Origin of the sequence: Pseudobdellovibrio sp. HCB154, from assembly GCF_046267985.1 — a bacterium.
In the GTDB taxonomy this organism is placed as follows: Bacteria; Bdellovibrionota; Bdellovibrionia; order Bdellovibrionales; family Bdellovibrionaceae; genus Pseudobdellovibrio.
Genome location: NZ_CP176530.1, coordinates 478,329 through 492,800 on the forward strand (window position 1 = coordinate 478,329; position 14,472 = coordinate 492,800).

The 14,472-nt window shown below is 40.6% G+C and carries 12 protein-coding genes and 1 pseudogene; 8 read left to right on the forward strand and 5 right to left on the reverse strand.

What is annotated here, in order from left to right:
• Window positions 1-22 precede the first annotated feature (22 nt).
• On the reverse strand, window positions 23-1,114 hold the full coding sequence (locus tag ACKWCF_RS02460; protein WP_409479112.1) for a hypothetical protein: 1,092 nt from the start codon (window positions 1,112-1,114) through the stop codon (window positions 23-25).
• A 125-nt stretch (window positions 1,115-1,239) separates the two neighbouring features.
• Here ACKWCF_RS02460 and tsaA point away from each other — a divergent pair, with 125 nt between their 5' ends.
• From tsaA to ACKWCF_RS02490, 6 genes are all read left to right on the forward strand, one after another.
• The gene (tsaA, locus tag ACKWCF_RS02465) at window positions 1,240-1,986 is read left to right on the forward strand and encodes a tRNA (N6-threonylcarbamoyladenosine(37)-N6)-methyltransferase TrmO (RefSeq protein ID WP_409479113.1); all 747 of its coding nucleotides are present in this window, start codon (window positions 1,240-1,242) and stop codon (window positions 1,984-1,986) included.
• Complete coding sequence (locus ACKWCF_RS02470) at window positions 1,986-2,441, forward strand: hypothetical protein (protein ID WP_409479114.1); 456 nt, start codon at window positions 1,986-1,988, stop codon at window positions 2,439-2,441. The genes tsaA and ACKWCF_RS02470 overlap by 1 nt, the downstream gene beginning before the upstream one ends.
• 144 nt (window positions 2,442-2,585) lie before the next feature.
• Complete coding sequence (locus tag ACKWCF_RS02475; RefSeq protein ID WP_409479115.1) at window positions 2,586-3,572, forward strand: isopenicillin N synthase family dioxygenase; 987 nt, start codon at window positions 2,586-2,588, stop codon at window positions 3,570-3,572.
• Window positions 3,573-3,626: 54 nt separating this feature from the next.
• The gene (locus tag ACKWCF_RS02480) at window positions 3,627-4,385 is read left to right on the forward strand and encodes a hypothetical protein (RefSeq protein WP_409479116.1); all 759 of its coding nucleotides are present in this window, start codon (window positions 3,627-3,629) and stop codon (window positions 4,383-4,385) included.
• A gap of 322 nt (window positions 4,386-4,707) precedes the next feature.
• Complete coding sequence (locus ACKWCF_RS02485; protein ID WP_409479117.1) at window positions 4,708-6,264, forward strand: hypothetical protein; 1,557 nt, start codon at window positions 4,708-4,710, stop codon at window positions 6,262-6,264.
• A gap of 60 nt (window positions 6,265-6,324) precedes the next feature.
• Window positions 6,325-7,440 (forward strand): hypothetical protein, encoded by a 1,116-nt coding sequence (locus ACKWCF_RS02490; RefSeq protein ID WP_409479118.1) that lies wholly within the window; start codon window positions 6,325-6,327, stop codon window positions 7,438-7,440.
• 90 nt (window positions 7,441-7,530) lie between these two features.
• On the opposite strand, the gene ACKWCF_RS02495 is transcribed toward ACKWCF_RS02490, so the two are convergent.
• The 3 genes and pseudogenes from ACKWCF_RS02495 to ACKWCF_RS02505 form a co-directional block, all read right to left on the reverse strand.
• On the reverse strand, window positions 7,531-10,230 hold the full coding sequence (locus ACKWCF_RS02495) for a valine--tRNA ligase (protein WP_409479119.1): 2,700 nt from the start codon (window positions 10,228-10,230) through the stop codon (window positions 7,531-7,533).
• Between the two features lie 19 nt (window positions 10,231-10,249).
• On the reverse strand, window positions 10,250-10,579 hold the full coding sequence (locus ACKWCF_RS02500; RefSeq protein WP_409479120.1) for a rhodanese-like domain-containing protein: 330 nt from the start codon (window positions 10,577-10,579) through the stop codon (window positions 10,250-10,252).
• Window positions 10,576-11,820 (reverse strand): annotated as a pseudogene (locus tag ACKWCF_RS02505) (MFS transporter); the annotation flags it as partial. The pseudogene ACKWCF_RS02505 and the gene ACKWCF_RS02500, both read right to left, overlap by 4 nt.
• Before the next feature lie 49 nt (window positions 11,821-11,869).
• On the opposite strand from ACKWCF_RS02505, the gene ACKWCF_RS02510 reads away from it, so the two are divergent.
• Together ACKWCF_RS02510 and ACKWCF_RS02515 are read left to right on the forward strand one after the other, a co-directional pair.
• The gene (locus ACKWCF_RS02510) at window positions 11,870-13,075 is read left to right on the forward strand and encodes a hypothetical protein (protein WP_409479121.1); all 1,206 of its coding nucleotides are present in this window, start codon (window positions 11,870-11,872) and stop codon (window positions 13,073-13,075) included.
• Between the two features lie 455 nt (window positions 13,076-13,530).
• Complete coding sequence (locus ACKWCF_RS02515) at window positions 13,531-13,782, forward strand: hypothetical protein (RefSeq protein WP_409479122.1); 252 nt, start codon at window positions 13,531-13,533, stop codon at window positions 13,780-13,782.
• Between the two features lie 91 nt (window positions 13,783-13,873).
• Here the strand turns inward: ACKWCF_RS02515 and ACKWCF_RS02520 are convergent, their stop codons facing one another.
• A complete protein-coding gene (locus ACKWCF_RS02520) occupies window positions 13,874-14,359 on the reverse strand; it encodes a DivIVA domain-containing protein (protein WP_409479123.1) in 486 nt (161 codons plus the stop codon).
• Window positions 14,360-14,472 lie beyond the last annotated feature (113 nt).

Consider the following 14,472-nt stretch of genomic DNA (forward strand, 5'->3'; position numbering starts at 1 on the left):
ACCATATTAGCAAGTTAGACACCTACTTAACTTTCTTTTCGTCTTCAGCTTTTGTGTCGTAGTAGTCAGGCATTACGAAATCAGGAGTGAATGGGTATTTATAACTTCTATACGCTTTCACTTCAGGGCTTCCGGCCTCGTTGTAGATCTTATCCCAGAAAGAAGCTAACAACGCTGCGGCTCTGGCCATTTGTTCGATCTGTAATTTTTCGAACTTCTTGTGACCTTCTTCTGCTGAAGCTCGTTTTGCGGCTGATTTAAGACTGATGCCTTTTTCTTGTTTGTAAGTTGAAGGCGCTGTCATAGGATCAAGTTTGAAAACGGTTTTAACTTCTTTATTTGAAAGTTCAGCTAAGGCTCTCATTCTTTCAACAACAGATAACTTCGCTTTCATGAAACTTGCACCTTTTAACGTTTGGCCTTTTTTCACAATACGATCAGTCATGTCTGGGCCAAAGAAAGCCACAGTTTGTTCTTCATAATAGCTGTGAATACCACCGTGATTGGCTTCATAACCATCGTAATCAGATGTTGTGTGAAATGGCTGAGCGTTATCGCCAACGAAGTGACCCATTAAACCCATATTCACGATCATTGAGTAGAAATGTTTGTTAAATGGTAACTCGTCGTTTTGTTCTTCTTTGCTGTTTGCTGGAGCTGGGTTCATCGCTACTTCTTCAGCGTCTTTTAAAGCTAAACGGTAAAACTGATCAGCTCTCCACCAGTTAGACCCGAAATCTTGTGGGATAGATTGAATGCGCGAATTGCGTTTATGCATGTTTTCTTTGCCCGTGTATTTTTCAACAATGGCTTTGTAATCAGTAGGAACATCTTTAATACCGATTCCTAAAATTTCTACATCGATAAAATGACCAGCGTCTCCGTGTTTGCGAGTGTCTGCAGATAATGATTTCCAGTAGATATCTGGAATATTGCACAGGTGACCCATCACATGTTCTTTTTGTAATAAAAAATCTTTAAGTGGTTTGGCTTGCACAAGGTGAACAGCCGCTTCACAGATAGTGTGGTGGCCACGGTGACCCCACGCTAGCGCGTTCTGTGCGCTGAACGCTAAACCCACAACAGTTAACGAAGAAAACAGTTTTAATGACATAAAAGGACCCTTTCCCTTATTTTTTCAGCAGCTAGTTTGGCTTTCCTGTTAAGGGGCCATCAAGTTATTTTTTTATTAATGCTTACGTGTTGCACAGAGCTGCGATTTCCCTTATAAAATCAAGCGTGGGCGACACTCTAAACACTTTCACATTCAAACCCATTGGCTTTATTAAAAGCGCTTATCCCGATAAATTTGGCGTTCCTCGCCAATCGGGGCTTGTTAAACAAACAGTGTCTGAACTTTCGATCTTACCTGAATGGCAGCCTGAGTTTGCCTTACAGGGTTTAGAAGAATATTCGCACGTGTGGGTGACGTGGGTATTTCACTTAAATACCAACACGAAATATCATCCAAAAATTCACCCCCCACGTTTAAAAGGTGAAACGATTGGTGTGTTTGCCACACGTTCTCCGCACAGGCCAAATCCTTTAGGATTATCGTTAGCCACTGTTGAAAAAATTGAAGGCGGAAAAATTTATCTCGGCGGACTAGACTTAGTTGATGGAACACCGATCTTAGATATCAAACCATATCTTCCGCAGTTTGAATCTTTACCATCGGCGCGTGGTGGCTGGGCTACAAAAGATGAAAACCAAGTGGCGACGATTGAAGTTTCTTTCAACGACGAAGCTCGTGTGATCTTAAATCATTGGATGGAGCGTTTAGATAATTCTAAATTAGAAGAAACCATTATTGATATTTTAAAACAAGATCCGCGTCCGGTAGTTTACCGTGGTTTTGAAGAATCGGGTAATTCTCCGTACCGCAGTGACCATGCGTTTCGTTTGTATGACGGAGATATTCATTTTCGTTTTACCGCGCCCACGAAGGCCGAAGTTTTTGCCATTAAATTTGTGAGTGAAAAATAATGACAGAACTTAACGAACAACATGACATTTTCGTTAAGCACTTAAAAAGATTTGATCTCGTTCTATTGCATTACCGTTATAAATTTCAAAATTCGTTTTATGCTCACCCAGCGGCATTGCCTTTAGAGTCGATGTTTTATATTTATGCTCGTGCTGAAAAAAATTTAACGATTCAATTTAGTTTTATTATCAATCGCGTTCAGCAACGAAGAATCGAAATTGAATTTCGTATGAACGATGGCGAGATGGGGTTTTTCTTATTAAACGAATACCAAAAACGCCATCAGTTAGAGCATAAAATAGAAACTGCATTTTCTGACAGTTGTGATTTTGAAGTCGCTATGGAAAAATTTTTCGCTGATTTAAAACTGGCGGTTGAGACGCATTTGAATGACCAAATCTCGGGGTTCACCTTCGAGCGCCATAATGATCTAGGTCTTGGAAAGCTGGATTAGAGCGGATTTAGCACTGTCTATTCCCTTTACAGTCCTGAAAAATCGCCAAAACTATGCTTAACACGTCGCCATTTTCTAGAGATTTTGCCTAATATATGGTTTATTGGTTTGGTTTGAAAATAACGCTAAGTAGGGGAGATTTGCATGCAAACGCAAGACGCTGCTAAAAAAGAGACTCAATCAACGTTACGTAAAGTTCCAACATTAAGCCTTGGAAGTTACACGAAAGGCTCTGAAGCCGACAAAGTGAAGTTCATCGAACAGCTTTTCACAGGCATTAAAGATTACGGTTTTATCGTGTTAAAAGATCACGATGTTGATCAAGATCTTCTTAAACAATCGTATCAAATCTTAGAGAAATTCTACGCGCTTCCAGATGCAAAAAAACGCTCTTACATTTCTGAAAAAGGCGGCGGTCAACGTGGTTACACGGCGTTTGGTACTGAGCACGCTAAAGGCGCTGAAGTAAAAGATTTAAAAGAATTCTGGCACGTGGGTCGTGAAGTTCCAGACGATCACCAATTTTCTAAATACTATCCAAAAAATATTTGGCCAGATGACACGATTCCTGAATTCCGTCCGGTGTTTGAAAAGTTATTTTCTAAACTAGAAGAAGCCGGAATCCAAATGATGGAAGCCTTAACGTATCCATTAGAAGTTGAAAAAACTTATTTTAAAAACATGGTGCAAGAAGGTAACTCGATCTTACGTTTACTTCATTACCCGCCAATTCCAGAGGGCACTGATCCTCGTTGCATCCGTGCAGCGGCTCATGAAGATATTAACTTTATCACGATATTACCTGCAGCTACGCAGTCAGGTCTTCAATTAAAAGACCGCGATGGCACTTGGTTAGATATCGAATCTGATTTCGGAACATTAATCGTTGATGCGGGTGATATGTTAGCGCGTTTAACGAATGAAGTGATTCCATCAACAACTCACCGAGTGATCAATCCACAAGATGGAACAAATCAGTCTCGTTACTCAATGCCTTTCTTCATGCATCCACATCCAGAAAGTTTATTAAGCTGTTTACCATCATGCCGTGGTGCGGGCGCTAAATACCCAGACATCACAGGTCACGAATTTTTGATGCAAAGACTTCGTGAAATTGGTTTAATTAAATAGTCCGAGCAGCTTAACTCTCGCTGCCGGCAAAGTCTGGCCAGCGGAGAAGAAGCTATGAGAAAAGATTTGTTACTAGGAATTGGAGCCACGTTAATCGCGATGGCTCTTTTTTATTTTGCAGACCATCCCACTGAAGCTTTAAATATCAAAAAAAATAAAATCGACTCAGATTCTGATTACAACGTTCCTACGACTAAGATTGTGAATGAAAGTGTTCCGGCTGAAGTCGCTCGCCCGGCCGTTTCAGCCTCGGCCGCTTTACAACCAGGAGCAGCGCGCGACACGATTTCAAAAAACTTCGTCGAGCATTTAAAAACGATCGGCACCTGCTTAAAAGTCTCTACAGCGATTGATAATCCAACGATTGAGCCAACTTATGATAATTTACTTGTCAGCTTACGCCCGGGCTTAGGTGAAGTTGTGGTGCAAATGGATGATTGGACTCAGTTAGATCTGCAAAACCCAGATGGCTCACGCAAAAGAATTCGTACGGAAGTGAACTACGAAAATCCAAACGCACCGGTTAAATACGCCCAGCTTTACAATATCAACGATCAGGGCTTTCCTGAATTACAGCAAGTGGACCCCGAGAAAGCTCGTAATCCTTCGGATGATTATATTAATTATTTACGTGGAGGAGCCAACTTGGTTTTAGATGAACGCGGAAGCCGCGCCTATTTCCAAGAGGGTGAAGAGGTCGTTCTTGTTGAACGTGCCGGTATTATCGAATCTTTCTCGATTACGAAGAACGGCAAAACTGTCAGCTGTACGGGACTAGATAAAATCGATTCCAACTGCCAGTGCGTCGAATAGTCATAACTACCGACGTAAACACCGTGATCTTACGCGATCACGATGTGAGTTACGATAAGAGCAGCTAGTACAACCATTAATGACATATTTAAATTGTTCATGGGATTTTCCCCTTTCTTGGGTGTATTCATAAAACGAAATTACCCCTATTTCCACTGTCATGATTCTGACAGGGATTAACTTCACGAAGTGACAAATATCGAAAAAAGTATGTCATCTGATTAGACGATCGCTGATCAGATGCCCGTAAAATTAAGCCTGTTCTGGCCAGTATTCTGCTGTAAACGTCATTAGCCCGTACCGGGTTTGGTGAGGACGTATTGTGAAAAAGCTTGGATTATACCTATTTTTAACGATTCTATTGCAGGCCATGACGGCTTCGGCTGATCTATGGACTGTCACTCAACAATGGACCCCAGAGCTTGAGGTGAAGTACTCGGAGTGGGTAAAAGCCAATGCGCGCGTAGACATGTTCTCGCGTGAATTTTTAGATACGAAAAAGACGATTAAAAATCCTTACTTTGGAATGACCACTGACTGCGCGGATACAGTGTATGCGTTACGTGTGATTTTCTCTTTTGAAAATGGACTTCCTTGGGCGATTAAAAATCCAGCGAGCCCGACAAAATCAATCATCGCACAATCGATGAAACGTTTTGATAACTACCCAGAAGGTCATCCACGCTTACGTGCTTTTTTTAATATGTTATTTGATATCGTTTCAACAACGAGCTTACAGCATGATACGTATCCGGTTTCTATTAATAACATTCGCCCAGGTGTTATCATCTTAACGGCAAAAATTAACCACCACTCTTGGACAATTGCTGGTATCGATGCCAAAGGTAATCCCCGTTTAGTGTATAACTCGGTTGTGGGTAAAGCTTCAGGTTCAAAATTACAACAGCGTTCAAGCTGGCCGAATCCTTTCTGGGTTTTTCAGCCCGATGAGAAATTAACGAATCCGGCAGATCCGTTATCAGCAAAAATTAAAGTTCCAACTTATGTTAATGATGGTTACGCTGGCTTTCGCTACTGGATTCCAACTGATAAATTACAAACTGATGCCCGCATGCTTTCTGAATACAGCAACGATCAATATCAGTTAGATTTAAAATCTTGGAAGCAAACGATTCAAACTAAATTAGCGACGAAAAAAGAATCGCTGCAAGAAATTGTTGAGCGTTTATTGAAAGATGCTTGTGATGATGTAAAACAACGTATTACGGCGATTGATGAAGCTGAACACTATAAAAAGCAATTAAAAATCGCGATTGTTAAAGAAGCTGAATTAAATCAAAAGAAAATCAGTGCAAGTCCGTTGGCGCAAGAAGATGAAGATCTTTTAGATATTTTAAAAGGTTTCAGAGCTGAAGAAAAAGTTCTTCCGAATATACAGTGTTTGGTGGCGAAACAGTATGACCAGTTATCAACACCAAGCCGTGACCGCCGTTTATTTGATGCGGTGATGTTAGCACGTGCGTACTTCACGCACGGCATTCAGCACTTAGGAACAAAAGGTTTTAGCGATATTCGCTTAAAACAATTTAAGAGAATTTTTGCTCACCCCGAATTATCAGCGCGTGCTGAATCTGATTTAGCAACAAAAGCTATTGCTCCAAGCGAATTATCAATTTGTCGCGTAAAAATTGGTAAAGAAACTTTAGATATGGCTGAAATCAAGCGCCGTCTTTTCAAAAGCTATTTATCTTCAAACCCGAATGAAGATATTCTTGGCCGCTGGGGCGGACGTGAAGGTCAGGCTTCTGGCTTAGCACAAGTGTGTCCGACTTACGGCGAAGTTTATAACCCGTATGATTTAGACCAAGCTGAATCAGAAGCACAGAATGAAATCCAAACTTATAAAGGGATGAACTAAGGTCCAGATTATTTAGTTACACTCTGGGTGTTGTCTCATGACTTCGCTAAACTAGAAGTCATGAGAAACTTAATCATTTTACTCGTAGGCTTGTTCGCGTCTTTAACTTCTCAAGCTGAAATCATCGAATTTAAATTGCAAACTGAAGACCAAGCCTGCAAAGGGTTGTCGCAAGTTGTGGTCAGCCAGGATAAAATGGTTTTGTATCATCTTGAAGTTCCGATGTATGGAACAGGGCAAGTGCATTTACTTACAGGCAACTATCAAATCGATGCGGTTAATAAAGAGGGCTGTGCGTTTCAAGATGTAATTCAGATTTCTGATCTGCCGAATAAATTAATTAACGTTAACTTAGCAAAGTCAGTTCGTAAAACAGCCTCAACAGACATGGAAACTTCGATGGGCTATGCAAAGCCTGCGGTTTTTAATCCGATGTCTTATAACTTATGGCCGTCTCCTTGGTGGGGCGGTTGGGGATACCAACAGTTCAATCAAAATTTCTATAACCCGTGCGGATGGAGTATGTACGGCTGTGGTGGAAACTATTATCCACATGGTGGCAACATCGCCATGGGTAAGCCAAATATCTACTTAACCGGAAAAGACGAAGGTAAGTTTAAATTAAAATTTACAGGGAATAGTTTTAACTTCTTAGCGACAGTGCCGTCGTTTAAAGAAAAAGAAATCACCGGCGAACTTCGTAAAGGTAGTATTTATTCTGATAATACTTGGTACCCGTATTTATTTTACGATGCGCGTGTGAGTGACGAACATTTTCAAAGCACGCAAGGTTTCTGCGGAACGAGAAAAGAAATTTTCAAATTCATGATGGAAGGCTTGGCTAAATACGAATTCCCGAATCAGGCGAGAACTGATTTTGCTGAGTATTGGTCAGTGAAAATTCCCGAAGCTTTAAAATACTGTGTCTACCCGCAAGCCAGCGCACAGTTAGATAAAGTGGCACCATTAGAATTTACTTTTGATGATAAATCACAGATACAAACAGAAAGATTATTTTACCTGGTGATTCCGCAAGACTATAAAGGTAAGCGTATTCCCACAAAAGAACACCGTTTTTCAGATAAACCAAAAAATCAATGGAAGCACTATAGCCGTACAGTGGCTCCAAAAATGCCTTATCTCTACGAGTGGGGTGTGGGCTTTATGTTTGAATAGTTCATTAAGTTAAAGAAATAAAAAAGGGACTTTTAAGTCCCTTTTTTATTTCTCATCTCGAATTTAAACGTAGCGAAAAAGGCCTGGCACCTATTGAAAACGAGTTAACGCTTCTTTAAGTGAAACGATTTGTACTTTTGATTGCGCCAGTAATTGGCGGTCGGCGGCGATCACGTCTTCATCAGCATTTGCTACGAACTTTTCGTTAGAAAGTTTGTTCGTTAAAAGATTGATATCTTTATCAAGCTTTTCAATTGTTTTTTGGATACGTTTTAACTCTTCACCAAAATCAACTAAACCTTCAAGCGGGATGATCACTTTTACTTGCGCTTCACGTACTGATACCGGAGCCACGGCACATTTCATTAAGTTACCATCAGCACCGATGTCTAAGTTTTCTAAACGACCGATGGTCATGATCGCGGTGCGGTTCTCAGATAACGTTTTTTGAACTGAAGCTTCAGTCACGCCTAAACGAACAGTTAACTTCGTAGCTGGGCTAATACGGTTTTCACCGCGGATATTACGGATCGCTGTGATCACTTCTTTAACGATATCAATTTCATGCTCAGATTTTTTATTACCTAAAGCTAATAGCTCTTTATCGTTCGCCACTGTTGGGTACTGATCAATGATACAAGCTTCGCCTTTTAGCGGAAGTTTAGCATAGATCTCTTCAGTGATAAACGGGCAGAACGGGTGAAGAAGTCTGATCATACGGTTTAGAACCTGTGCCATCACAAGTTGTGTCGCACGTTTTTCTTCTAAGTTCGTTGATTGCATGATTGGTTTTGAAAATTCAATATACCAGTCACAGAACTCATTCCAGATAAAGTGGTATAATTCTAAAGCGGCTTCAGAAAACTTTTCGCCTTCTAAAGATTCTTGAACTTTCTTTTCCACTTCGCCTAATTTTGAAATGATCCATTGGTCAAATACGCTTGTGTGCGCTTTATTTGGTAAAGCCTTTAAACCTTCAGCTGGAATAGGCATATCGGCAATGTTTGATAAGACGAAACGAGAGGCATTCCAAACTTTATTCATAAAGTTACGGTAACCCTCTAAACGTTGTTCAGAGAATTTAAAGTCTTTGCCGCTAAATAAATGGGCTAAGAAGCTAAAACGTAAAGCATCAGCTCCGTATTTATCGATCATATCGATTGGATCAATCGAGTTACCTAAAGATTTAGACATCTTACGGCCTTGGCTATCGCGCACTAAACCGTGAACGTAAACCGTTCTAAACGGCACATCTTTTTTAAATTCAACGCCCATTACGATCATTCTGGCTACCCAGAAGAAAATAATATCATGACCAGTCACTAGGTAATTAGTTGGATAGAAAGTTTTTTGTGTTTCAACCGAGTGTTGGTCTTCATTTGGCCAACCCATAGTTGAAAACGGCCATAACGCTGAAGAGAACCACGTATCTAACACGTCTTCTTCTTGAGTTACTTTTGTACTTCCGCAGTGTTCACATTTCTCAGGAGCGATTTCAGCTACCGTGTGCTTTTCACAATCACCGCAGTGCCAAGCAGGAATTCTATGACCCCACCACAATTGGCGCGAGATACACCAGTCTTCGATGATGTTCATCCAGTGAAGGTAAACTTTTGTCCACGATTCTGGTTCAAAGCGGATTGTGCCTGATTCAACTACGCGTTTAGCAGGAGTCGCCAACTCTTCCATTTTTAAAAACCATTGTTCAGATAAGAACGGCTCAACCACAGCGTCTGTGCGCGAGCAGTGACCTACCGACATCATGTGTGGTTCTTCTTTAACTAATAAGCCAAGTGCTGTTAAGTCTTCGCGAACTTTTTTACGCGCTTCTTGAACTTTTAAACCCTGGTAAGGACCAGCGTTTTCATTCATCGTCGCTTTTTTAGTTAAGATATTAATGAAATCTAATTTGTGAGTTTTACCGATTTTGTAATCGTTAAAATCATGCGCCGGGGTAATTTTCACAACTCCAGATCCGAAATTAAGATCAACATAAGTATCTGCGATGATTTTAATTTTACGATTAATTAACGGAACGGTAACTGTTTTGCCGATTAAGTGTTTGTAACGTGGATCATCCGGGTGAACGCAAAGGGCTGTATCGCCTAACATCGTCTCTGGACGAGTCGTTGCCACTGTTAAAAGTTCACCCGTGCCATCAACCGGGTAGTTGATGTGGTAAAGAGTTCCCTTAACTTGTTTGTGTTCTACTTCAAGATCTGAGATCGCTGATTCAAGCGGGCCTGACCAGTTCACTAAACGTTGGCCTTTGTAGATTAAATTCTTTTTGTATAAAGAAACGAAAACTTTACGAACCGCTTTTGATACGCCTTCATCTAACGTGAATGTGGCGCGATCCCAGTCACAAGAATCACCAAGTCTGCGCATTTGACGGTAAATGCGGTCGCCGTATTCGTGTTTCCATTCCCAAACTTTTTCTACGAATTTTTCGCGGCCCAGATCATGGCGAGTCACGCCGCCGTTTTTCTTTAATTCTTTTTCAACAACAGTTTGTGTCGCAATACCGGCGTGGTCTGTTCCTGGTAACCACATAGCATTGTAACCAGACATACGTTTCCAACGGATTAATAAATCTTGGATCGTGTGATCAAGCGCATGACCTAAGTGTAAAAAACCTGTGACGTTCGGCGGAGGTAAAATAATTGAGAACGGAGGTTTTGTTGATTGATCTTGAGCTTTGAAATAGCCCTTATCTTCCCACTGTTTGTAAACAGTAGCTTCAACATCTTGAGGATTGTAACGGTCAGCTAACGTAGTTGGATTTGTCATAGGCAATCAGCCTAGCAAATTAGCCTCTATCAGTCACCATTTGCTGATAACCGCCATCAATCAGATAGACGTTTGTATAACCTTTTTTTTCTAAATCTTTGGCGATACGCTCAGATTGCTTGCCATCAGGGCATAATAATAAAATAGCGAAGTCTTTGGGGATCTTACGGCTATCTAATTCGCTTTGGGTCTGGCTTTCCGTCAGCATGACCTGCCAAGCTTCAACGTGCAGCTTCTGAATTGACGTGTACCAAGGGGTTAAATCTGTGCCGTAATTGAAAAATAAAAACGGAACGCGGTTTTCAATTAAATTATTTAACTGGTAATAGCCAATTTTGTTGTAGCTCATGCAGTCACCTTTTTGCCGTGATCAGGCAGATCTTTAAAAATCATAAAAATAATCGCTAAGGCAAATAACGTAAAGCCCCCAGCAAGTACAAACGGCGAACCTTTAAAAGTGCTTTGTAATAAAAAGCCACCAATCGCGGGGCCAATCACACGGCCTAAGGCTGATAAACTTTGTGTTGTACCTAAGGCAATACCTTGTTCTTCAGGCGGCACTAATAACGAAACGCTTCCCATAAACGATGGATTTGTTAATCCGTGGCCTAAAGAAAGTAATGTCATCACAACACCCATCATTGGAATACTTGGCGCAAACGCGATGCCTAAAAGGCCTAGGCCTAATAAAAGTAATCCTGCACATAAAACTTTTCTTTCACCCACTTTAGGAAGCAAACGGCGAACTAAAAAACCTTGTGTGAAAACAATAATCACACCGATGTAAGCAAAGCCAAAACTCACTTCTTTGATGTTCCAGTTAAATTTATCTTTCATGTAGAGAACCAAAGTTGATTCCATCAACGCCATTGAAAGTGTGGCTAGTGCAAAGCCTGTAATTAATGGGCCCACAGTTTTCATGTGAAAGTAGCGCACAAGGTGAGTAAACTTTTTTTGTTTTTCAGAACTGTTTTTCGCTCTGGTTTCAGCGCTGATCGATTCTTTTAAATTAAAGAACGCAAAGATAAATGTGAATAAGCAAAGTAGAGCAACGCCATACGCGGAGAAGCTGGCGACGAACCCCATGTCTGAGGACATCGTTTCAGCCCACACCGTTAAACCACCGCCGATGGCCGGGCCAAATAAAAACCCTAAACCAAAAGCTACGCCAATTACGGCCATACCTTTTGAACGGTTTTCTGGAGTTGTCACATCTGACACATAAGCTGAAGCGGTGGAAATTGAAGCGCCAAAAAAGCCAGTCATGATTCGCGCGATAAAAAGCATTTCTAATGAACGAGACCAGGCTAGAACTAAATAAGAAATCATTTCGCCTAAAAGGCAGTACATTAAAATCGGTCTGCGACCATAGCGGTCAGAAAGTTTTCCCCAAAACGGAGCAAAGATAAATTGCATGAGTGAATAACACGACATTAAAAGACCAGCTACCCAAGGAGTGGCGCCGTAGTGTGTGCTCAGTAGGGGCAGAACCGGAATAATCATTCCGAATCCTAAAAGGTAAATAAAAACTGTGAAAAAAATTACGATAAGTGGTTTTGCGTTTGGGTTTTTCATTTTAGCCGATCTGGACCTTTGTCTTCTGCTCTTAGTATATAAACTCGGTTACACTGATGTGGCTATGAAAAAAACATCCACTACACTGCGTTCTAAGGTGAATTTGGCCCTTCTAGGATTGGCTCTTTTTTCGACTGCTCAGGCTAAGGCATTTTTTGATCCTTACCAGGTCTATCGCTCGCAAAGATTCGATCTGGCGATTGATACACAATTCTACAAAACGACAGCTAACTTTGATTCAGGTGGTGAAAAAACAGATCTGCCATTTGAAAACAGCTATCAGCTTATAGATGTGACACCTCAATTGCGTTGGGGAATGTTCCGTGATTTTGGAGTACGCGTGGGCGGTAACGTCGGAACCTCGGAGTCGGTTGACCCAATTAATACACGTAACAATTCAACTTTTAACCGCATTGATGTGGGTGCTGATTATCAATTGCTCAACTTTGATTCTTTTCAGACGATCCTAGATTTTGAATATTCGCATCCTATGGAAAAAGTCAGTGAAACTGGCGATGACAGCTTAAACAGCAATGGTGCCAGCGAAATTAAACCAACAGCCATTATGCGCATGGATTTAGGAAGTTTTTATCCTTACGCTTACGTGGGCGGAAATATTCGCTCTGAAGGTTTATCAACACTGTTGACTTACGGTGTTGGCGGAGAATTTCGTTTTTCTGAATTGGGATTAGGTGCCGCGCTTGATGGTTTTAGTTCAGTTAAAGATGATCAATACACAAATTCGGCTTCACGTCGTGATGCGGTCACAACACGTGTGAATGGCGGAAGTAAAAGATTTTATTCAATCAATCCAAATGCTTTAGCTGCAGAACTTTTTGTGAATTTTGCGATGACAGATTTTATTAAGTTTAAAGCTTACGGCGGAGCTGATGTTACCGGTTCAAATTATTCACAAGGATTTTTTGTCGGAGCCGCTTTAACTTTTACGCTTGATTACGGAAATAATGATCACGATGAAGAACCTGTGGTTCGTAAAGCGCGTCCAGCGGCGAAGAAAACAAAAGCGAAGCAACCTGTGGATAATGGATTTCGTGAAGATACAAACGATGGCGTAGATCAAAATTATTTTAAATCAGTTGATCCAAGTAATGATGATTATGTGCAACCTATTGAAGAAGAGCAGCCACCCCAAAATGGAACCAGCTCAAGTGTTAATCCGAACTCTGAATCTTCAACGCAGCAGGATTTAGATCAGCTCGGTTATACAATCAAATTAAAGAAGCTTAAAAAGAAAAAGAAGAATCAGTAGTTCTCTTCAACGGGCAATTCGCCACAGTAGCGTTTCTTATTACAATCATAACAAAATAAATCTAGACAAGTTTTCTATATCAAGATAACTTGTCTTCATTCTTATGAAAGGAGAATCGCATATGATTACACATTTTAATATTATCGCCTTAGGACTTACTGTCGCAGCCAATGTTGCTATTTCAGATATGACCGATTCTCCTAAGTCGCAGCAATTCTAGCAAGAAAGTATGTTTCCCTAGAGGAAAAATGCCTTTAAAGCGGAAACCTGAAAAGTTAGAAAGCTTCTAACAAGAGAATCAAAAAAATAAAAAGAATGAAATGAAAACGATAATCATTTTTATCGTCTAAGTTTGTTGTGAATTTTTTCGCAGCCAATTTCTCATTCTGCAAATCAAAACAAATTAATAATTTTTATTTAACCGCGTTCGGCAACGGGCGCAAAAAGGACTATTTATGAAAAACGCTAAAAACTATTTAGCACATTATGAAAATTGGGAAAACGTAAACGCGGAGGAGCTTTGGCGCCTTTGGAAAAGTGTTCTCAAGTGTATTAACCTGATCGCTTATTGCCTTCACGCTTTAGTGAAATTAGCGATCGGGTTTTTATTAAACGCCAACTATTTGGTAAAACATCACGAATTAGGAAAGCTACCGGAAGAAATCAACGGTAGCTATGCTTGCAGCAGGAACTGGGATCTTAGCTAAGACCAGTTCCTGTTTTTTATTGCTCTCTCTGTCATGTTGTAAATCGTCGTTGGGGAGGGGCGATTTGGTTTTGGAATTTTATTTTATAAGATTATTCGAGATCCATGTGCTGCATGCGCATTTTCGGCATGTAGGCTTCGGCTTGCTCAAGTAAAGATAAGTGAGCTTGCGCCATGGCTTTTAGGTTGGCTTCAAATTGCATTCTTGATTTTTTAAGATCAGAAATTTCTTGATAGATTTTACGTAAAGAATCTTTCGCGTCGCGAGTGATTGTTTCGGCCTTGTGTTGGGCGTCAGCAATGATTAATTTCACTTCGTGCTCAGTTTCAGTTTTCATTTGATCAGTCATTTTCGTAGCTTGGGTAATAGCGCTACGTAAAACATTATCGCGGTCACGGTATTCGTGAAGCTGTAATTCTTTTTCTTTTAATTCTTCAGTTAATGTTTGAATTTGTTGCGCCAGGTTTTCTGTTTGCGCAGCAATAACTGTTAGAAAGTTAACTACTTGTTCAGGATCAAAGCCCATCATCTTACGATCGAAGGTCTTATTTGCTATTTCAGTAGGGTAAAATTTCATTTAATTCCTCCATGAATCAAATTAACGAAACCCGTGGTTCACTATTTTAGTATAGGTAATACTTGCCCCAAAAAAAAGTCGAGTCCAAGGATGTGCCTATATCCTGTACTTTA